The following is a 20517-nucleotide window of genomic DNA, read 5'->3' as shown; positions in this document are numbered from 1 at the left end:
CGCCCCCGCATCCTCCAGCCGGTCCTCCTGAACATCACATCCGCGCTCCGCTCGATAGGATCATGGGGATGAAGGCCAACCACCCTCCCAGGCATGACAGGAGAAGCCCAGGAAGTCACCCTCGCCTAGAACAGGGGACCGGAGCCACCGTTTCAATCATGAAGCGAGTAACTTCTGCCTTCCACCCGAAATCTGCGATGCACGAAGGAGAGGCATGCCCGGCAGGCCGGCCAATAAACAAAGGGCCGGTCCCCGAAGGAACCGGCCCTTGTCATGGTTCCGCCCGCCCGCATCGGGGCGGGGGCGTTCAGGCGGCCGTCGCGGCATCCCGCATGGCGCGGGCGGCGAGAACGCGGCCATAGGCCTTCTCGCGCAGCGCCTCGCTCTCCGCCGCGGCGGCGTTCAGCTCCGCCTCGGCCTGCGTCAGCCGGCTCTCCGCATCGGCGCGCGACAGTTCCGCGACCGGCGTGGCCTCGTCGGCCAGGACCGTCACACGGTCCGGCGTGATCTCGGCGAAGCCGCCGGCCACGAAGAGGCTTTCCGTGTCCCGCCCGCCTTCGCGCACCTTGATGAGGCCGCCCCGCAGGGCGACGATCATCGGGGCGTGCTTCGGCAGGATACCCATCTCGCCCTCCCAGGCCGGGATGGTGACCATCTCGACCGGGCGGGAGAGCAGGAGCTTTTCCGGGCTCACCAGCTCGAGGTTGAAGGTGTCGGCCATGGGATCAGGCCGCCTGCTTCAGGCCCTCGGCCTTCTTCACGGCTTCCTCGATGGTGCCGACCATGTAGAAGGCGGCCTCCGGCAGGTGGTCGTACTTGCCTTCCACGATGCCGGCGAAGGAACGGATCGTGTCCTCCAGCTTCACGAAGACGCCCGGCGTGCCAGTGAAGACCTCGGCCACGTGGAAGGGCTGGCTCAGGAAGCGCTGGATCTTGCGCGCGCGCGCCACGACCAGCTTGTCCTCCTCCGACAGCTCGTCCATGCCCAGGATGGCGATGATGTCCTGCAGCGACTTGTAGGTCTGCAGCACGCGCTGCACCTCGCGGGCGACACGGTAATGCTCCTCGCCCACCACGCGCGGGTCGAGGGCGCGGGAGGTGGAGTCCAGCGGGTCCACGGCCGGGAAGATGCCGAGCTCGGCGATCGAGCGGTTCAGCACCGTCGTGGCGTCGAGGTGGGCGAAGGACGTCGCCGGCGCCGGGTCGGTCAGGTCGTCGGCCGGCACGTAGATGGCCTGCACCGAGGTGATCGAGCCCTTCTTGGTCGAGGTGATCCGCTCCTGCAGCTGCCCCATGTCGGTGGCCAGCGTCGGCTGGTAGCCCACCGCGGAGGGGATGCGGCCCAGCAGCGCCGAGACCTCGGCACCCGCCTGGGTGAAGCGGAAGATGTTGTCGATGAAGAAGAGCACGTCCTGGCCCTGCTCATCGCGGAAATACTCCGCCATGGACAGGCCCGACAGCGCCACGCGCGCGCGGGCACCCGGCGGCTCGTTCATCTGGCCATAGACCAGCGCCACCTTGGAGCCTTCGGTGTTGCCCTCGTTGAGCTTGATGACGCCCGCGTCGATCATCTCGTGATAGAGGTCGTTGCCCTCGCGGGTGCGCTCGCCCACTCCGGCGAAGACCGACACGCCGCCATGGCCCTTGGCGATGTTGTTGATCAGCTCCTGGATGGTGACCGTCTTGCCCACGCCGGCACCGCCGAACAGGCCGATCTTGCCGCCCTTGGAATAGGGCGCCAGCAGGTCGATCACCTTGATGCCCGTCACCAGGATCTCGGCCGCCGTCGCCTGGTCGGCGAAGGCCGGGGCCTCGCGGTGGATCGGATAGGACTTCTGGTGCGGCACCGGGCCCCGCTCGTCGATCGGCTCGCCGATCACGTTCAGGATGCGGCCCAGCGTACCCTCGCCGACCGGCACCACGATGCCCTTGCCCGTGTCCACCACCTCGGTGCCGCGGACGAGGCCGTCCGTGGTGTCCATGGCGATGCAGCGCACCGTGCGCTCGCCCAGCTCCTGGGCGACTTCCAGCACCAGGGTGCGGTCGCCGACCTTGGTGGTCAGCGCGTTCAGGATATAGGGCAGCTCCGAGGGGAACTGCACGTCCACCACGGCGCCCAGCACCTGGGTGACCTTACCGACGTTGTTCTTCATGTCCTGCTTTCCCCAAGGCTTTTCAGCTGATGCGATTCACGCTTCGCGACCGCATCAGACGGCCGAGGCGCCGGAGATGATCTCGATCAGCTCCGTGGTGATGTTGGCCTGACGCGTGCGGTTGTAGCTCAGCGTCAGCTTGTTGATCATGTCGCCCGCGTTGCGGGTGGCGTTGTCCATCGCGTTCATCTGCGCGCCATAGAAGCCGGCGGCGGATTCCAGCAGCGCGCGGTAGACCTGGATGGACAGGTTCTTGGGCAGGAGCTGCTCCAGCAGCGCCTCCTCGCCCGGCTCGAACTCGTAGAGCGCGCCGTCGCTGCTGGCCGCCGGCGCGGCCTCGTCGCCCGAAGGCGCCGGGACCTTGGCCGGGATCAGCTGCTGCTCGGCCGGGATCTGCGAGATCACCGAATGGAAGCGGTTGTAGATCAGCGAGCATACGTCGAACTCGCCCGCCTCCAGCATCGCCGTCACCTTCGCCGCCACCGCGTCGGCCTGCTCGAAGCTCAGGCGCTTGACCTGGGCGTAGGAGACCTCCTCGACGAAGCGGCTGCCGAAGTCGCGGCGCAGATAGGTGGCGCCCTTGCGGCCGACCGTGATCACCTTCACGGTCTTGCCCTTGGCCTCCAGCTCCCGGATGCGGTTGCGCGCGAAGCGCCCCGCATTGGTGTTGAAGGCACCGGCCAGGCCGCGCTCGCCCGTCACCACGATCAGCAGGTGCACCTGGTCGCGCCCGCTGCCCACCAGCATCCTCGGCGCATCGGGGCTGCCCGCCACCGCGCCGCCGAGGGAGGCCAGCATGCGCTCCATCCGCTCGGCATAGGGGCGCGCCGCCTCGGCCTGCTGCTGCGCGCGGCGCAGCTTGGCCGCGGCGACCATCTTCATGGCCTGCGTGATCTTACGGGTCGACTTCACCGACGCGATGCGCGCCCGCAGGGCCTTGAGATTCGCCATCGGCCTTGCTTCCTCCTCTTAAACGCGCGTCAGGAGAAGGACTTGGCGAAGCCGTCGAGGAAGGCGGTCAGCTTGTTCTCGGTCTCCTTGGAGATCGCGCCCTCCGTGCGGATGGCCTCCAGGATGCCGGGCTGCGCCGCCCTCAGCTCGGACAGCATCCGCGCCTCGAAGGTGGTGACCTTGTTCACCTCGATCCGGTCCAGGTAGCCGCGCGTGCCGGCGAAGATCGACACCACCTGCTCCTCCACCGGCATCGGCGAGAACTGCGGCTGCTTCAGCAGCTCGGTCAGGCGCGCGCCACGGGCCAGCAGGGCCTGGGTGGAGGCGTCGAGGTCCGAGGCGAACTGCGAGAAGGCCGCCATCTCGCGATACTGGGCGAGGTCGAGCTTGATCTTGCCCGCCACCTGCTTCATCGCCTTGATCTGCGCCGCCGAGCCCACGCGCGACACCGACAGGCCGACGTTCACGGCCGGGCGGATGCCCTTGTAGAACAGCTCGGTCTCCAGGAAGATCTGGCCGTCGGTGATCGAGATCACGTTGGTCGGGATATAGGCCGACACGTCGCCCGCCTGCGTCTCGATGACCGGCAGCGCGGTCAGGGAGCCGGCGCCGAAGTCGTCGTTCATCTTCGCCGCGCGCTCCAGCAGGCGCGAGTGCAGGTAGAACACGTCGCCCGGATAGGCCTCGCGCCCCGGCGGGCGGCGCAGCAGCAGCGACATCTGGCGATAGGCCACGGCCTGCTTGGACAGATCATCGTAGATGATCAGCGCGTGCATGCCGTTGTCGCGGAAATACTCGCCCATGGCACAGGCGGAGTAGGGCGCCAGGAACTGCAGCGGCGCCGGGTCGGAGGCGGTGGCGGCGACCACGATGGAATACTCCATCGCGCCCTGCTCCTCCAGCGTGCGGACCAGCTGCGCCACGGTGGAGCGCTTCTGTCCGATCGCGACGTAGATGCAGTAGAGCTTCTTGCTCTCGTCGGTGCTCTGGTTGACCGGCTTCTGGTTCAGGATGGTGTCGATCAGCACGGCGGACTTGCCGGTCTGGCGGTCGCCGATCACCAGCTCGCGCTGGCCGCGGCCGATCGGGATCAGGGCATCGATGGCCTTGATGCCCGTCTGCATCGGCTCGTGCACCGACTTGCGCGGGATGATGCCCGGCGCCTTCACCTCGGCCAGGCGGCGCTCGGTGAACATGATCGGGCCCTTGCCGTCGATCGGGTTGCCCAGGCCGTCCACCACGCGGCCCAGCAGGCCCTTGCCCACCGGCACGTCCACGATGGTGCCGGTGCGGGAAACGGTGTCGCCCTCGCGGATGGCGCTGTCATCGCCCAGCACCACGATGCCGACATTGTCGGATTCGAGGTTCAGGGCCATGCCCTTCACGCCGGCGCCGGGGAAGTCCACCAGCTCGCCGGCCATGATGTTCTGCAGGCCATAGACCCGGGCGATGCCGTCGCCAATGGTCAGCACGGTGCCGACCTCGGAAACGTTCGCCTCGGAATCGAAGCCGGCGATCTGCTTCTTGAGGATCTCGGAGATCTCGGCGGGACGGATGTCCATGTTCAGGCGGCCCCCTTCATGGCGTAGCTCAGGCGCTGGAGCCTGGACTTGATGGATGTGTCGTAGAGGCGGGAGCCGATCTTGAGGATCATCCCCCCGAGGATGGACGGGTCGAGACGCTCGACCAGCCGGACGTTGGAATAGCCCGCCTCGGTCAGGCGGGCTGCGATCTGGTTCCGCTGGGTGTCGTTCAGCGGATGGGCGGTCGTGACCTCGGCCGTCTGCTGGCCCCGGCTCTCGGCGAGCAGCAGGGCGAAGGAGGCGGCCACTTCCGGCAGGGCGGCGAGGCGGCGGTTGTTCACCAGCACGCCGACGAGGTTGCGCACATCCCCGGAGATGCCGGCGCGCTCCAGCACCGCGAAGGCGCCCTTCTGCTGCTGCGCGGCATCCAGCCGGGGGTCCGAGACGAAGGCGCGGAACGGCGCGTCGTCGCGCCACAGCGCCTGGAGGGTTTCCATATCCGCCGCGACCTGGTCCACCGAGCGGTGCTCCCGGGCGAGGTCGAGGAGCGCCTGCGCGTAGCGTTGCGCGAGTCCGGTAGCGCGGGGCGCGTCGGGCGAGACGGTGGTCGCGTCAGAGGCCACGTGAGTTCCCGTATCGTGAGTTGAGCCCCGGCCGAGGAGCCGGGCGCGCGCTGAGGGAAACCCTCTCGCAGCGCGGGCGCCTTAACATATGGCAAGCCATTGCGGCAACTAGCCGAGGGCGCTTCCAGCGGGTTCCGGCCCAGCTTTGCGACAGCCTGATGTCGCTGCGGCGTCTTTCGGGCCAGGGAAAACCGCCCGTCCGGCCTTCCGGGCCCGTCCCGGCGGGGCGCGGCAGGCGGAATCGCGAATCCGGCAGCGCAACTTTCACGCGTGTAACTTCTCGCCCACTGCGGCGATTGATTCGCATGGCCCCCTATCCCGAGGAGCATGCGTCATGAGCGGAACCGAGAAGGACCCGGCTGGGCGGAAACCGGCACCGGAACAGGAGAACGAGCTGGACGAGACCATCGAGGAGAGCTTTCCGGCCTCCGACCCGGCCTCCAACACCGGCGTGACCGGCCCGGTGGTGGACCCGATCGAGGATCTTCCCCCCGAGGAGCGCAACAAGGACACCCCGCACGAGACCATCCGGGACTGGCGGGGCACCTTTCCCATCGAGGTCTGACCCCCGCCCGGCCGGGAAGCCACGGGGGAACCGGCATCCCCTCCCGGCCTCCTATTCCTTTGGTGCAAGCGAGGCGGCGCTGCCGCCCAGCGCCACCTCGGGAATGCCCGATCCGGCCCGGCCCCAGGGTGCCGCAGGGCCCGTCAGCCCCGGGGGGGCGGCCAGGGCATCGTGGCCGGCCGGCGCCTCGCCGCGCTGCCGCCCCGGCAGGAAGCCCCCCTCGCGCAGCGAGGTCTCGATCTCCTCCAGCGTCCGCCCCCGGGTTTCCGGCACCCGCTTCAGCACGAAGACGAAGGAGGTCAGGTTCAGCGCCGCATAGGTCCACATCATCCCGTGCACCCCGGCATAATGCACCAGGGACAGCGCCGTGGCGGTGACCAGGAGGTTGGAGCCCCAGAGCGTGGCCGCATGGGCACTGCTCGCCTTGCCCCGGACGGAAAGCGGAAACATCTCCGATCCCAGCAGCCAGCCCACCACCTGGATGCCGCCGGCATTGAACAGCATGAAGAGCAGCAGGCAGCCCACCACCAGCCAGGCATGCTCATCCGTTGCCATGCCCGCCTTGAACAGCCCGCCGAGCACCAGCAGCGTCACCACGGTGCCGGGGATCATCACCAGCATCAGCCCGCGCCGGCCCACCCGGTCCACGATGGAGCGGCCGATGAAGGTCATGATTACGTACATCACCGCCAGGCTCAGGCTGGACCATAGCGCCACGGACTGCGAGAAGCCCGCCCCGGCCAGGATGGTCGGCGTATAGTAGATCATCATCTCCAGCCCCGAGAGCTGGGTGAAGGCCGCCACGCCCAGCGCCGCCACCAGCGCCGGCCGCAGCCAGGGCTGCGCCAGGGCGCCCCAGCCCCGCTCCGCCGCGTCACGCTCGCGCCGGGCGACCCGGTGGATCTCGCGCAGTTCGGCCCGCGCCTGCCGCTCGTCACCCCGCACGGAGGACAGGACTTCCCGTGCCTCCCGCGGCCGGTCGGCCCCGACCAGCCAGCGCGGGCTTTCCGGCAGGCGCAGCATGGCCAGCAACAGCAGCGCCGCCGGCAGGATCGCCACCGCGATCATCATCCGCCATGACCAGAGCCCATGCAGCGCCACGCCCACGACATTGGCCAGCAGGATGCCGATGCCGATGGCCAGGTTGAAGGTGATCACCAGCCGCCCGCGCCGCGCCGCCGGCGCCAGTTCCGCGATATAGACGGGCACCACCTGCGAGGAACCGCCCACCGCGAGGCCCAGGAACACCCGCGACAGCGACAGCTCCAGCGGCGATCGGGCGAGCGACGAGGCCAGCGCCCCCAGGCAGAAGACCGTGGCCACCACCATCACGGTGCGCCGCCGCCCGATCCGTTCCGACAGCCAGCCGGTGCCGAGGGCACCCAGCACGGCCCCCACCAGGATGGAGGCGGTCACCACCTCCTGCATCCGGTGGCCCAGCCCGAACTCCTGCGTGATCTGCAGCAGGGCGCCGGAGATGATCCCGGTGTCGTAGCCATAGAGGAAGCCCGCCACCGCCATCACCGCGGTGATGGCCAGCAGGAAGGCGTTGCCTGAGGAAGCTGCCCCCACGGTCGGTGTCTCCACCATGGGGGCGGCGCGCGTATCGGCCATTGGATCGCTCCGCTGGTTCGCGAAAGTCGGGCGCGCGCCGGGCGCGCGCCGGAACCTCCTGGGGTGTGGGGACCCCCACGCCGAGCCGGGGGCCATGCTCTGGTCCACCCGGCACGGCCCGGCGGATCGGTGAAGACGCGCATCGGAACGGGCAGGGCTCGCCAAGGCCCCACCGGGAAAACCGGCAACCCTCTTCTTCAGGAAGACCAAGCCGGCGGGCCGGGGCCGGCAGAACCGCCCCGCAGCCCAGGCACCGATGCCCGCGTGAGGGGACACATATCGCAACGCAGCGCGCCGCTTCAACCGCCATTGTGCCGCAAAGCCAGGAAAGCCGCGGCGCAAACCTCTATCATATCAATATGATGGATGGATCTGGCAGGCCCGGGGAGGCGGAGCCTCTGCCCGGGGCCAGCCATGAAGAACCGCCGCTAGAGAAAGCTCACCGGGTCCACATCCACCTGGATCCGCACCGAGGCCGGCACATCGACCCGCCCCAGCCAGTCCCACAGCAGCGGCTGCACCGCCACGTCGCGCCGGGCCTTCAGCAGCAGCCGCCGACGGTGCCGCCCGCGCAGCAGGGCGAGCGGGGCCGGGGCCGGGCCCAGCACCTGCACCCCCTCGCCGCCCGGGGCGGAAAGCCCCAGGTCGCGCGCCACCCGGTCCGCCGCCCGCTCGTCCTCCGAGCTCACGATCAGCGCCGCCAAGCGGCCGAAGGGCGGCCAGCCGCCCGGGCGGCGGGCGGCGGCCTCCTCGGCCATGAAGCTGTCCAGGTCGCCCGAGACGAGGGCCATCATCACCGGATGGTCCGGCACCCAGGATTGCAGCATCACCCGCCCCGGGCTTTCCGCGCGCCCCGCGCGCCCGGAGACCTGATGGAGAAGCTGCACCGTCCGCTCCGCGGCCCGCAGGTCTCCGCCGGCCAGCCCCAGATCCGCATCCACCACCCCCACCAGCGTCAGGTGCGGGAAATGCCAGCCCTTGGCCACGATCTGCGTGCCGATCACGAGGTCCACCTCGCGCTCGGCGATCTGCCGCGCCGCCTCGGCGGCTGCCGCCGGGCCGGGAATGGTATCCGAGGCCATGACCAGCCGCCGCGCCTCGGGAAAGAGCAGCGCCGCCTCCTCCTGCACCCGCTCCACCCCCGGCCCGATCGCGGTCAGGCTGCCCTCCGCCCCGCATTCCGGACAGAACTGGGGCGTCGGCTCCGTGTGGCCGCAATGGTGGCATTGCAGCCGCCGCTGCGCCCGGTGCTCCACCAGCCAGGCGGTGCAGTTGGGGCAGCGCATCCGGTGGCCGCAGGTGCGGCAGAGCGTCAACGGGGCATAGCCGCGCCGATTCAGGAAGAGCATCGCCTGCTCGCCCCGCGCCAGGGTCTCGTTCACCGCCTGCACCAGCGGCGGCGCGATGAAGCGCCCCCGCTCCGGCGGCGTCTTGCGCAGGTCCAGCACCGTCACCTCGGGCAGCCCCGCCGCTCCGTGCCGCCGCGGCAGGTTCAGGGCGGTATAGCGCCCGGTCTCCGCATTGGTCAGCGTTTCCAGCGAGGGCGTGGCCGAGACCAGCACGCATCCCGCCTGGGCGAAGCGCGCCCGCACCACCGCCATGTCGCGGGCGTGGTAGATCACGCCCTCCTCCTGCTTGAAGGCGGTCTCGTGCTCCTCGTCCACGATGATCAGGCCCAGGTCGGGAAAGGGCAGGAACAGCGCCGAGCGTGCCCCCACCAGCACCTTGGCCTCCCCTTCCGCCACCGCGCGCCAGGTGTTGCGCCGCCGCCGCCCGCCCAGTTCCGAATGCCACATCGCCGGCTCGCAGCCGAAGCGGCCCTCGAAGCGCTCCAGCCACTGGGTGGACAGGGCGATCTCCGGCAGCAGCACCAGCGCCTGCCGCCCCTGCCGCAGCGTCTCCGCCACCGCGTCCAGATAGACCTCGGTCTTGCCCGAGCCGGTGACCCCGGCCAGCAGCGTCACGCCGAACTTCCGCGAATCCACCAGCTCGCGCAGCGACGCCGCCGCCTGCTCCTGCTCCGGCATCAGCGACGGGCCGGGATGCGCCGGGTCGGGCGTGGGAAAGGCCACGGGGCGCGGCATCAGCGCCGGCTCCACCAGCCCGTGATCCGCCAGCCCCCGCAGCACCGAGGCCGAGGTCCCGGCCTCGTCCGCGATCTCCGCGCCCGAGCGGATCTCGCCCGGCAGCAGCACGTCCAGGATCCGCCGCCGCCCCTCGGTCAGCCGGTAGCCCGGCGCCCCGTTCCGCGCCGCCTCGCCCGCGGCCGAAAGCCGCCACCCCGCCTGCTGCCCCGGTGGGTCGAGCGCCGAGGGCACGCTCATCGCCATGCGCAGCACCGCGCCGGGCGGCGCCATCGTATAGGCCGCCACCCAGTCCACGAATCGCCGCAGGCTGCCGGTCATCGGCGGCACGATCAGCGTGCCGAGCAGGTTCTTCAGCTTGCCTTCGGACAGCGTCGGGTCCGGCGCTCCGTCCCAGACCACGCCGCGCAGCTCGCGCCCGCCGAAGGGCACCTCCACGAAAGTGCCGGGCGGGGGTACGGCCATGCCTTCCGGCACCCCATAGTCATAGGCGCCGTCCAGCGGCAGCGGCAGCAGCACCTTCACGCGCGGACGCACGGGGCCGACCGGTTTCACAGCTCCAGGCTTTCTGCGGGGGGCCACCATGGGCTATGCCTGCGCAACCAGAACGGGATCGTGACCCATGAAATTCTTCGTCGACACCGCGGATGTCTCCGAAATCCGCTCCCTGGCCGAAACCGGCCTGCTCGACGGCGTCACCACCAACCCTTCCCTGATCGCCAAGGCCAACCGGCCGATGCGGGACATCATCGCGGAAATCTGCGACATCACCCCGGGCCCTGTTTCCGCCGAGGTCACGGCGCTGGACTATGACGGCATGATGCGGGAGGGCGAGCACCTCCGGAAGATCGCGTCCAACGTCGTGGTCAAGCTGCCGCTCACGGAAGCCGGGCTGCGGGCCTGCAAACATATGGTGAACGACGGCACCATGGTCAACGTGACCCTGTGCTTCTCCGCCGTGCAGGCCCTGCTCGCGGCGAAGGCGGGCGCCACCTTCGTCAGCCCCTTCATCGGCCGCCTCGACGACACCGGCCAGGACGGGATGCAGCTGATCGCCGACATCATGCAGATCTACAAGGCCTACCCGCACCTCAAGACCGAGGTCCTGGCCGCCTCCGTCCGCCACCCGGTCCACCTGCTCCAGTGCGCCAAGCTCGGCGCCCATGTCGCCACCCTGCCGCCCAACGTCATCCGCGCCCTGGTCAAGCACCCGCTGACCGACAAGGGCCTGGAAGGCTTCATGGCCGACTGGAAGAAGACCGGCCAGAGCATCCTCTGAGCCGTATCTCCGGGCACTCCGGGGGCAAGGCCCTGCCCTTCCCCCGGCCCCCTGTCCCATGGGACAACCCGGGGCACCGGCCCCGATGGCCCGGCACCCGCCGCCAGCATCCCGGGATCCGGAGGATGACCGGAACCGGGACAACGGCGCGGACACGCCGCTCAGCCGGGCAGCACCGCGCCGCAGCCCGCGAAGCCACGGCCTCCGCTCTCCCTCAGATGATCCGCCGCAGCCTGAGCAGCAGCAGCGTCACCGCCACCGAGCCGAGCATCAGCCCCGCGGCCCAGAGCGTGCCGTGTTCCGGCTCGGCCCAGGCCATGCCGCCGGTGTTCATCCCGAAGAATCCCGCCACCAGGCTCGGCGGCAGCAGCACGGCCGTGATCACCGACAGGGTGTTGACGTTGCGGTTGGTCTCCGCCGCCTGCCTTGCGGAAAGCTCGTCCTGCAAGGCCCGCCCGTGTTCCTGCAGCGCCCGCAGGTCGTCCAGCGCCGAGAGGATGCGCCGCCGCGCCGTCTCGTGGCTCTGCTCCACCGCCCAGTCGGGAAGCTCCTCCTCCTCCTCCCGCAACAGGCGCACCACCGGCGCGACGACGCGCGTCAGCCGGGTCGCGTCGCGCCGCACCACCCCCAGCCGGCGCCCGCTCTCGTCCGGCCCCCGCTTCGGCTCGTCGGACAGGAGGTCGTCCTCGATCCGCCGCGCCTCGTCATCCAGCGCCGCGGCGCGCTGCGCCACCCCGGTCCCGAAATGCGCCAGCATCAGGTCCACCAGCGCCGCCGGGCTCTCTGGCGCATGTCCTTCGCGGGCCGCCTGCCAGGCATGGTACAGCCCGTCCACCGAGCTCCGCCGCCCGGTGACGATCCGGTCCTCCCGCATGGCGAAGCGCCAGTATGCCGCCTCCCGCGATTCCAGCCCGGCCTGGTGCGGAAAATCCGGCAGGATGCCCATCACCAGCCCGTCCTGCGACTGCAGGCGCGGCGTCTCGTCCTTGTCGCGCATCAGGGCGAGGACATCCTCCCCCCATCCCTCCGCCTGGATCGCCGGAAAGGCCGCGGACGTCACCAGGTCGTAGTGGGTCCAGCGCCAGCCGGGCATGTCCAGCACCCAGACACGGCCATGACTGCGGTCGCCCCCTTCCTGAAGCGGCGGGATCATGCGGGCCGGCGGCGCATGGCGGCGCGGCTCGGGGAATCCAGGGATGTCATGCCGCCCGCACTAAGCCCGGCACCGCCGCGCGGCGAGTGTCCGTTCCATGACACGGACCGCCACCCGCCCGCCTCCGCCGGCCCCGGCCGCGCCCCGCGATTCCCGCCATGGCGATCCCGGCATCCGCCTTGCTAGGCTCACTCCCATGCCGGCCCATATCGCCTTCCACCTGAACGACGAGCCGCGGCACCTGCCGCCGGAGCTCTCGCCCACCACCACCCTGCTCGACTGGCTGCGCGGCCCCGCCGCGCTGACCGGCACCAAGGAAGGCTGCGCCGAAGGCGATTGCGGCGCCTGCACCGTGGTGATCGAGGAAGCCGACGGTGCCCGCAGCGCGGTCAATGCCTGCCTCCTCACCCTGGGCCAGATCCATGGCCGCCGCCTGCGCACCGTGGAGGGGCTGCGCGCCCCCGACGGCGGTGCCCATCCCGTGCAGTCCACCATGGCCGCCTGCAATGGCACGCAATGCGGCTTCTGCACCCCCGGCATCGTCATGTCCGCCTGGGCGCACCAGACCGAGGGCGGCGACCCGCACGAGGCGCTGGCCGGCAATCTCTGCCGCTGCACCGGCTACCGCCCGATCCTGGAAGCCTTCGCCCGTCTCCCCGCCGAACCCGCGGCACCCCCGCCGCCGGCCCCGCTGCCCGCCGCGCCGCTCCTGCAAAGCGGGAGCCAGAGCTTCCACCGCCCCGCCAGCCTCGCGGAGCTGGTCGCCCTCCGCGCCGCCCAGCCCGGCGCCTGGCTGCTCGCCGGCGGCACCGATCTCGGCCTGCGCATCTCCGAGCACCGCGAGGTGCCGGAGGCGGTCATCTGCACCCTCGACGTCCCCGAACTCGCCATCGCCGAGGTCTCGCCCGGGGGCCTGCGCATCGGCGCCAGCCTCCCCTACCGCCGCCTCCTCGCCCTCTGCGCCACGGAGCCCGGCTTCGCTCCCCTCGCCGGCCTGCTGCGCCGCCTCGGTTCCCGCCAGATCCGCGGCATGGGCACGCTGGGCGGCAATCTCGGCACCGCCTCGCCGATCGGCGACGCCCTGCCCCCGCTGCTCGCCCTCAGCGCCACGGTCCGCCTGTCCAGCCCCGAGGGCGAGCGCGAGATGCCGGTGGAGGACTTCCTCACCGGCTACCGCCGCAATGCCCTGAAGCCTACGGGCGAGGTCATCCGCGACGTCTTCCTCCCCCGCCCGCCCGAGGGCGCCCTGATGGCCTGCGAGAAACTGTCCCGCCGCCACGACCAGGACATCACCGCCGTCGGCCTCAGCGTCCTGCTCACCCGCGACGGCAACCGCATCGCCACCGCCCGCATCGCCCATGGCGGCCTCGGCCCCAAGGCGGCCCGCGCCACCGGCGCCGAGGCCGCCCTCGCCGGCGCCCCCTTCACCGAAGCCAGCTTCGCCGCCGCCGCCGAGGCCCTGATGGCGGAAATCGCCCCGCTCGACGACCTGCGCGCCAGCGCCGCCTATCGCAAGCGCGCCGCCGGCAACCTGCTCAGGCGCCTCTGGCACCGCTGGTCCGGCCAGGAGGCCGCGTGATGGACACGAACCCGCCCAACCTGACCCGCACCGCCGGCGCCCCCCTCCCCCATGACAGCGCCCTCGCCCACTGCACCGGCCAGGCCCGCTTCGCCGACGACATCCCGGACATCCCCGGCACCCTGCACGCCGCGCTGATCCTCGCCGACACCGCCCATGCGCGCCTCCTCGCCCTCCGCACGGACGAGGCCCGCGCGCATCCCGGCGTCGTCGCGGTCCTGACGCCCGCCGACATCCCCGGCAGCAACGACATCTCCCCCGCCCACAAGCCGGGCGAACACCTCTTCGCGGAAAGCGAGATCCTCCACTGGGGCCAGCCCCTCGGCATGGTCGTCGCCACCACCCGCGACGCCGCCATCGCCGCCGCCAAGACGGTCACGGCGGAGGTGGAGAAACTGCCCCCCGTCCTCTCCATCGAGGACGCGCTGGAGGCGGGCGACCTCCTCCTCCCCCCCATGGTCATGACCACGGGCGACGTGGACCAGGCCCTCGCCACCGCCCCCCGCACCCTCTCCGGCGAGTTCCGCTGCGGCGGGCAGGAACACTTCTACCTCGAAGGCCAGATCTGCCTCGCCATCCCCGGCGAGGACGGCGACCTCACCCTCCATTCCTCCACCCAGCACCCGACCGAGGTGCAGCACATCGCCGCCCGCATCCTCGGCTGCGACTACAACCGCATCACCGTCCAGACCCGCCGCATGGGCGGCGGCTTCGGCGGCAAGGAAAGCAACGCCTCCTGGGTCGGCGCCGCCGCCGCCCTCGCCGCCCACCGCACCGGCCGCCCGGTCAAGCTCCGCCTTTCCCGCAAGGCCGACATGGCCGCCACCGGCAAGCGCCACCCCTTCCTCTATCGCTGGAAGGCCGGCTTCGACGACACGGGCCGCCTGCTCGCCCTCGACGCCCTCATGGTCGCCGATGGCGGCCACACCCTCGACCTCTCCACCGGCGTCGTCTTCCGCGCCGTCACCCACGCCCTCAACGCCCTCGACGTGCCGCATATCCGCATCGACGGCCGCGTCGTCCGCACCAACACCGTCAGCAACACCGCCTTCCGCGGCTTCGGCGGCCCCCAGGGCGTGCTGCTGACGGAGGATGTCGTGCGCCACCTCGCCCGCGCCCTGGGCTCTACCCCCGAGGCCGTCCGCGCCCGCAACTTCGCCGGCGGCGAGAACAACGACAAAACCCCCTATGGCCAGACCCTGGAAGGCGACCTCATCCGCCGCGTCTGGGCCGAAACCCAGGCCCTGTCCGGCTGGGACGCCCGCCGCGCCGCCGTCGACGCCTTCAACGCCGCCCACCCCTACAAGCGCCGCGGCCTCGGCTCCTTCGTCCTCGCCTTCGGCATCTCCTTCGGCGTCCAGAGCATGAACCAGGCCGGCGCCCTCGTGCATGTCTATGCCGACGGCTCCATCCGCCTGAACCACGGCGGCACCGAGATGGGCCAGGGCCTCTTCATCAAGGTCGCCCAGATCGTCGCCGAAACCTTCGGCGTCCCCCTTTCCCGCGTCCGCATCACCGCCACCAGCACGGCGGAGGTCCCCAACACCTCCCCCACCGCCGCCAGCACCGGCACCGACCTCAACGGCTGGGCCGCGCAGATCGCCGCCACCGCCATCCGCGCCCGCATGATCGCCGCCGCCGCCGAGCACTGGTCCGTGGACCCCGCCGACATCACCCTGGCCGATGACGAGGCCCGCGCCGGCAACCACCGCCTCGGCTTCGGCGAGCTCGCCCGCCTCTGCCACGCGAAACGCGTCTCCCTTTCCGCCGCCGGCCACTACAAGACCCCCGGCCTGAGCTGGGACCCCGTCGCCATGCGCGGCGAGCCCTTCTTCTACTTCTCCTATGGCGCCTCGGTCGCGGAGGTGGAGGTGGACACGCTGACCGGCGAGCATCGCTGCACCGGCGCCTGGCTCGTCCAGGATTGCGGCCGCTCCCTCAACCCCGCCGTGGACCTCGGCCAGATCGAGGGCGCCTTCGTCCAGGGCCTGGGCTGGCTCACCTGCGAGGAACTCTGGTGGGACACGCAGGGCCGCCTCCGCACCCTCGGCCCCTCCACCTACAAGATTCCCGGCTCCCGCGACGTGCCGGAGGTCTTCGAGGTGCGGCTGCTGGCGGATGCCCCCGCCCGGGCAGACACCATCTTCCGCTCCAAGGCCGTGGGGGAGCCGCCGCTGATGCTGGCGACGGCGGTGTGGAACGCGCTGGCCGGTGCGGCGGGGGTGGGGCGGCTGGATGCGCCGGTGACGCCGGAGCGGATGCTGGAGGCGTTCGAGGATGGGGGTGGTTAGGCGCCGCGAATCTTGGCGGCCCCTGGGGGAAAGGCGCTGCCTTTGCCCCCAGACCCCCTATCCGCCAGGAAACTGAGTTTCCTGGACCTTCCCGTAGGGTAGAGTGAGGCATTCATAATCTCAAGCTATTCCGGTAAACTCACCATTAATATTCTAGCACTGGGTACAAAACCAAACCTCTCCCTGGCGCACTAAAATAAGTTTTCTAGGGCTTCATTTTTGACTCGTACTTAGTATTTTTTGCCAAATCGGCAATCCATGAAATTCGTACTTATCCATAAAGTCATAGCCAGACAAAAGTCTAAAGTGCCTTATCACTTTGAGCGTTAATAAAGGTGGATTGTAAGAAGCCATTAGGACATCGCCCATAGTCTTTTGACTGGCAGCAATACGCTTATTGAGTACATTTAATTCACCTTTGGGGTCGGTTCTCCAAACGGAACCGCGAGATCTAAAAAAAATCTCCACCGAAGATGCAGCTGGGTGAACAATTTCACACAAATCAGCATAAAGTTCCTTTACTCCATCAATTTTCATTTTTTCGACGCGTTCGACGTATTCGGCAGATGATCGCCTCTGATGACTTTGAGGAAAGTCAGCATTTTTCGGAATTTTTCTGCCATACATGAAATGTATGAGATCGTCTTCTAGTTCTGCGGCCACTGAAAGACTGCCAGAAACTTCACCATTCATGTGCAAATTGATTACTTCACTCAACTCAGCCAGCGACAATGGCACTGCATTTAAGCTGAAATTAATATCTCCGGACGATTCTATCAGGCTACGGCATGCGGATGCCCAACCAAATAAATTCCCAGCATTCTGTTCTCTAACAGCAACATCGACCCACCTCGTTGTGCGAAAAATTGCCGCAACTGAACTCATATGGGCACGATACAAGATTTCCTGCCAATACTTGTGTCCTGCATATATGATACCACTCAATTCATCCGAAGCTAGCCTCTCATATATATGATTTTCTTCGAAGTGAAACCCTCCAAGAAAAAGATTTGGCAATATCTGATTTATGATCGTGCCATAGATAGCAGCATTATCCCCAAAGGTTCTCTTTGCTTCATCCATATCAGGAAATGAAAACCTACTAATGTTTTCATGAGTTGTTTCCGGAGACATCTTACATATTCCTCGTTTCATTTGATAATTTAACATAAATCATGCCCGACATGCATGGACACTTTCAGCTAGAAAAGCGACAATATAGGAAAATTTGCCTAATACCCCCCGCCCGTGCTACACCCTCGCCCATGCGCGCCACCCCCACCCTCCCCTTCCACCCCCTGACCGACGCGGAGTGGTCCGCCCTCTCCCCCTACCTCCCGCACGACCCCCGCCACCGCGGCCGCCCGGTCGCGGAGGGTCCCCGCGCCCGCATGGACGCCATCTTCGCCCACGCCCTCACCCCGCTCCCCTGGTCCGCCCTCCCGGCGCAGCACGGCCGCACCGACACCATCGCCCGCTTCTTCCGTCGCCTCACCCATGCGGGGGTCTGGGGCCGTCTTCTGACCGTCCTGGCCACCCTCCCCGCGCAGCACCCGCTGCAATCCCTCCGCCACCGCATCTGCCGCGCCGCCCGCCGCGCCTACCGCATCCTGGGCATGGGCCTCATCCTCCTGGCCCGCCGGCTGAACCTGCGCTCCGCCCTGCCCGGCCCGCCTTGGCTCCTCCCCGATCCTGATTTGTCCGAAACCCTGCGCCGCGCGAAACTCCGCCCATGCCCACCCGGCGCGGCACTATCACCGCCTACCGCGCCATGCTCCGTACCCTCATGGCCCTGTACCGCACCGCCGCCGGCCGCCGCCGCATCGCCCCCGTCCTGCGCTGGTCCTGGCCATGAGCGCGCCTCCCGCGCCCTCAGCCCAGCGCCCCCCGCAGCCACGTCACGAATTCCCGCCCCGCCCCCGTCTCCACGCTGTCGGAGAACGGAACCGCCCCCCATCGCTCCGGCAGGGTCGTGAAGCCGCAGGGCGCCACCAGCCGCCCGGCCGCCACATCCTCAGCCACCAGCCGCTGCTCGGCCACAGCCACGCCCAGCCCGGCCAGCGCCGCCCCGATGCACAGATGTGTGTGAGGAAACCGCAACTCCTCCTCCCAGGCGGCGGCGCGCCCGGATTCCGCCGCCCACCCGTCCCAGGCCCGGCCCGTATGCTCATGCGCGATCCGCACCGCCATCCGCAGCCGCCCCGCCTCCACCCGGACCGGATAGCCGGGCGCGCAGACCGGCCCCACCGCCACCGGGCCGAGCAGGATCGCCCGCGCCTGGTCGGCGGGCGGATAGGAGCCCCGGTCCCAGGCGATCACCAGCGCTGCCCCCTCGAACCGCACCTCCCGCGCCGTGGTCATGGAAAGCCGCAGCCGCACCCCCGGATGCCGCTGGTGGAACTCGCCCAGCCTCGGCACCAACCAGCGCATGGCGAAGGTCGCGCTGCACGCCACATGCACCGCCGGCCCCCGCGCCTCCTCCAGCAGCCGCGCCCAGCCGCCCTCCAGCCCGTCCAGCGCCTCCGCCACCACGCGCAGCAGCGCCTCGCCGCGCGCGTTCAGGCGCAGCCCCGTCCCCGCCTTGTCGAACAGCGCGCAGCCCGCCGCCTCCTGCAAGCTGCGGATCTGCCGGCTCACCGCCCCATGCGTGCGCCCCAGCTCCGCCGCGGCCCGCGTGACGGAGCCCAGCCGGGCCGTGGCCTCGAAAGCCCGCAGCGTGGACAGGGGCGGCAACTGGCGCAGGACCGGACCTCCGTGAGCTTTCCGCACAGATCGGCGACAAGTATTCGATATGCCGCCCCCGGCACCTCGTCTAGCAACGCCCTGTCACGGGAGACGGAGCGCACCGCCATGGCCGCCATCGCCACGATCGAGGAACTGGAACGCATCTACGGCGAGTTCGGCGCCGTCGGAGAGGCCTCGACCGCCAAGGTCGCCGACCACATCACCCCGCAATACCGCCGTTTCATCGAGGCCGCGCCCTTCCTGGCCCTGGCCACCTGCGGGCCGGAGGGGCTGGACTGTTCCCCGCGCGGCGACAGGACGGGCTTCGTCCGCATCGCCGATCCCGGCACGCTCCTGCTGCCCGACCGCCGCGGCAACAACCGCATCGACAGCCTGCGCAACGTGGTCCGCGACCCGCGCGTCGGGCTGATGTTCCTGATCCCCGGCATCGGCAACGCCATGCGCGTGAACGGCCGCGCCACCATCGACGCCGATCCCGCTTTGCTCGAATCCTTCGCCGTGGAGGGCAAGGCGCCGCGGACCGTGATGGTGATCCGGGTGACGGAAGTCTATTTCCAGTGCGCCCGCGCGATCATCCGCGCCGGCCTCTGGCGCCAGGACAGCCAGGTCGATCCCAGGACCCTGCCCACCCCCGGCCAGATCCTGGCGGAGATGAGCCAGGGCCGGGTCGGCGGCGAGGCCTATGACAACGGTTGGGCCGAGCGCGCCCGCCAGACCATGTGGTAGGGCCCCGCCGCCCCATGGCTGGCCCCCGCCGCAGCGCGTCAGCCCGGAACGTCTCGGCCATGCGGGGCCGCAGGGCGCCCCGGCGGCCTCAGCCGAGCACGCCGGTCCGGTACAGCGTCACCCGCAGCCCCCCATGCGGCACCGGCGCCTCCGCCGGCAGGAAAGGCAGCCCCGTGGCATGGGCCAGCCGCGCCTCGCTGGTCACCATCCCCACGCGCCAGCCGGCGAAGCGCTGCCGCAGCACCTGCCCGAGCGTCTGGTACAGCGGCAGCAGCGCCCCCCGCTCGCCGAGCCGCCCGCCATAGGGCGGGTTCACCATCACCAGCCCCGGCACGGCCCCTTCCGGCACCTCCAGCGCGCCGATCGGCCCCTGGTGGAAACGCGTGAACGCCGCCACCCCGGCGCGCTCCGCATTGGCGCGGCTCATCGCCACCGCCCCGGCATCCCGGTCGCTGCCGAAGCAAAGGGCCGCCAGCTCCCGCGCGCTCCTCACCGCCCGCATCGCCGCCCAGGCCTCCGCGTCGAAGCTCGCCAGCTTCTCGAAGGCGAAGGAGCGCCCCCGCCCGGGGTTCAGCCGTGCCGCGATCTCCGCCGCCTCGATCACGAAGGTGCCAGAGCCGCACATCGGGTCCACCACGCTCTCGCCGCCGGTGAAGCCGCATTGCCGCAGGAACAGCGAGGCCAGCGTTTCCCGCATCGGCGCCGCATTCACCTCAGGCTTGAAGCCGCGCCGGTGCAGCGGCTCGCCGGATGTATCGAGGCTGATCGTGCAGACATCCCGCTCGATCCGCACCCGCACCACGAGTTCTGCCTCGTCGGAGGCCGGCGCCCCCACCGTCTCGTGGATGGCCCGCGCGATCCGTTCCGCCGCCGCGCCGCTGTGATAGATGCGCGACCCGGCGCAGGAGGCCTCGACCCGGAAGGGCACGTCCGGCCGCAGCACCGGCCCCCATTCCACCCGCCGCGCCCGCGCGTCGAGCTGGGCGAGATGCGTCACGCGGAACGTGTCCAGCCGCGCCAGCACCCGCCCCGCGCCGCGGACCCACAGGTTGGCGCGCCACACCTCCGGCCAGCCGCCCCGGATCGTCACGCCCCCCGGCACCGCTTTGGCCTGCCTGAACCCCTTGCCACGCACCTCGTCGTGGAGCACCGCCTCCAGCCCCGGCGGGGCCGCCAGGAAGATCTCGAAATCCTGGTCCTTGGTCATCTCGTCCGCCAAAGGGGAAGCATT

General features: G+C 69.8%; 17 protein-coding genes and 1 pseudogene. 7 read left to right on the top strand and 11 right to left on the bottom strand.

Annotation, left to right across the window (positions count from 1 at the left end):
* Positions 1-307: 307 nt before the first annotated feature.
* From atpC to BT98_RS0100455, 5 genes are read right to left on the bottom strand one after another with little or no spacing between them, the layout of a single operon-like run.
* On the bottom strand, positions 308-721 hold the full coding sequence (atpC, locus tag BT98_RS0100475) for an ATP synthase F1 subunit epsilon (protein ID WP_019463004.1): 414 nt from the start codon (positions 719-721) through the stop codon (positions 308-310).
* Between the two features lie 4 nt (positions 722-725).
* Positions 726-2153: a F0F1 ATP synthase subunit beta gene (atpD, locus tag BT98_RS0100470; protein ID WP_019463003.1), complete on the bottom strand. Its 1428-nt coding sequence runs from the start codon at positions 2151-2153 to the stop codon at positions 726-728.
* A gap of 54 nt (positions 2154-2207) precedes the next feature.
* Complete coding sequence (locus BT98_RS0100465; RefSeq protein ID WP_019463002.1) at positions 2208-3104, bottom strand: F0F1 ATP synthase subunit gamma; 897 nt, start codon at positions 3102-3104, stop codon at positions 2208-2210.
* A gap of 29 nt (positions 3105-3133) precedes the next feature.
* A complete protein-coding gene (atpA, locus tag BT98_RS0100460) occupies positions 3134-4666 on the bottom strand; it encodes a F0F1 ATP synthase subunit alpha (RefSeq protein ID WP_019463001.1) in 1533 nt (510 codons plus the stop codon).
* A gap of 2 nt (positions 4667-4668) precedes the next feature.
* Positions 4669-5250, bottom strand: a complete 582-nt coding sequence (locus BT98_RS0100455; protein ID WP_027297113.1) for a F0F1 ATP synthase subunit delta — start codon at positions 5248-5250, stop codon at positions 4669-4671.
* Between the two features lie 334 nt (positions 5251-5584).
* Between BT98_RS0100455 and BT98_RS22695 the strand changes: the two genes are divergently transcribed.
* Positions 5585-5815: a hypothetical protein gene (locus BT98_RS22695; RefSeq protein ID WP_019461013.1), complete on the top strand. Its 231-nt coding sequence runs from the start codon at positions 5585-5587 to the stop codon at positions 5813-5815.
* Between the two features lie 51 nt (positions 5816-5866).
* On the opposite strand, the gene BT98_RS22690 is transcribed toward BT98_RS22695, so the two are convergent.
* Together BT98_RS22690 and BT98_RS0100440 are read right to left on the bottom strand one after the other, a co-directional pair.
* Positions 5867-7429, bottom strand: coding sequence for a sugar porter family MFS transporter (locus BT98_RS22690; protein WP_019461014.1), 1563 nt, complete (start codon positions 7427-7429; stop codon positions 5867-5869).
* Positions 7430-7857: 428 nt separating this feature from the next.
* Positions 7858-10098 carry a primosomal protein N' gene (locus BT98_RS0100440; RefSeq protein ID WP_051004818.1) on the bottom strand — a complete coding sequence of 747 codons (2241 nt, stop codon included), beginning with the start codon at positions 10096-10098 and terminating at the stop codon, positions 7858-7860.
* Positions 10099-10135: 37 nt separating this feature from the next.
* On the opposite strand from BT98_RS0100440, the gene fsa reads away from it, so the two are divergent.
* Positions 10136-10792, top strand: coding sequence for a fructose-6-phosphate aldolase (fsa, locus tag BT98_RS0100435; protein WP_019461016.1), 657 nt, complete (start codon positions 10136-10138; stop codon positions 10790-10792).
* A gap of 214 nt (positions 10793-11006) precedes the next feature.
* Here the strand turns inward: fsa and BT98_RS22685 are convergent, their stop codons facing one another.
* Positions 11007-11945, bottom strand: a complete 939-nt coding sequence (locus BT98_RS22685) for a CorA family divalent cation transporter (protein WP_051004821.1) — start codon at positions 11943-11945, stop codon at positions 11007-11009.
* A gap of 196 nt (positions 11946-12141) precedes the next feature.
* On the opposite strand from BT98_RS22685, the gene BT98_RS0100425 reads away from it, so the two are divergent.
* Positions 12142-13524 carry a xanthine dehydrogenase small subunit gene (locus tag BT98_RS0100425; protein ID WP_019461018.1) on the top strand — a complete coding sequence of 461 codons (1383 nt, stop codon included), beginning with the start codon at positions 12142-12144 and terminating at the stop codon, positions 13522-13524.
* Positions 13524-15815: a xanthine dehydrogenase molybdopterin binding subunit gene (gene xdhB / locus BT98_RS0100420; protein ID WP_019461019.1), complete on the top strand. Its 2292-nt coding sequence runs from the start codon at positions 13524-13526 to the stop codon at positions 15813-15815. The genes BT98_RS0100425 and xdhB overlap by 1 nt, the downstream gene beginning before the upstream one ends.
* 213 nt (positions 15816-16028) lie before the next feature.
* Here the strand turns inward: xdhB and BT98_RS27060 are convergent, their stop codons facing one another.
* Positions 16029-16949: a hypothetical protein gene (locus tag BT98_RS27060; protein ID WP_147292448.1), complete on the bottom strand. Its 921-nt coding sequence runs from the start codon at positions 16947-16949 to the stop codon at positions 16029-16031.
* Positions 16950-16990: 41 nt separating this feature from the next.
* Here BT98_RS27060 and BT98_RS28580 point away from each other — a divergent pair.
* A pseudogene (locus BT98_RS28580) lies at positions 16991-17275 on the top strand (transposase); the annotation flags it as partial.
* A gap of 272 nt (positions 17276-17547) precedes the next feature.
* The gene (locus tag BT98_RS28325; RefSeq protein WP_019461020.1) at positions 17548-17670 is read left to right on the top strand and encodes a hypothetical protein; all 123 of its coding nucleotides are present in this window, start codon (positions 17548-17550) and stop codon (positions 17668-17670) included.
* Between the two features lie 17 nt (positions 17671-17687).
* Here the strand turns inward: BT98_RS28325 and BT98_RS0100410 are convergent, their stop codons facing one another.
* On the bottom strand, positions 17688-18548 hold the full coding sequence (locus BT98_RS0100410) for a LysR substrate-binding domain-containing protein (RefSeq protein WP_019461021.1): 861 nt from the start codon (positions 18546-18548) through the stop codon (positions 17688-17690).
* A gap of 117 nt (positions 18549-18665) precedes the next feature.
* Here BT98_RS0100410 and BT98_RS0100405 point away from each other — a divergent pair, with 117 nt between their 5' ends.
* The gene (locus tag BT98_RS0100405; RefSeq protein WP_019461022.1) at positions 18666-19286 is read left to right on the top strand and encodes a pyridoxamine 5'-phosphate oxidase family protein; all 621 of its coding nucleotides are present in this window, start codon (positions 18666-18668) and stop codon (positions 19284-19286) included.
* 88 nt (positions 19287-19374) lie between these two features.
* Here the strand turns inward: BT98_RS0100405 and BT98_RS0100400 are convergent, their stop codons facing one another.
* Positions 19375-20493, bottom strand: a complete 1119-nt coding sequence (locus BT98_RS0100400) for a THUMP domain-containing class I SAM-dependent RNA methyltransferase (RefSeq protein ID WP_026033163.1) — start codon at positions 20491-20493, stop codon at positions 19375-19377.
* Between the last annotated feature and the right edge of the window lie 24 nt (positions 20494-20517).

The organism is Roseomonas mucosa ATCC BAA-692 (assembly GCF_000622225.1).
GTDB classification, from domain to species: domain Bacteria; phylum Pseudomonadota; class Alphaproteobacteria; order Acetobacterales; family Acetobacteraceae; genus Roseomonas; species Roseomonas mucosa.
The sequence above is the reverse complement of the archived record's forward strand: the minus strand, read 5'-3'. Positions and strand labels throughout refer to the sequence as shown.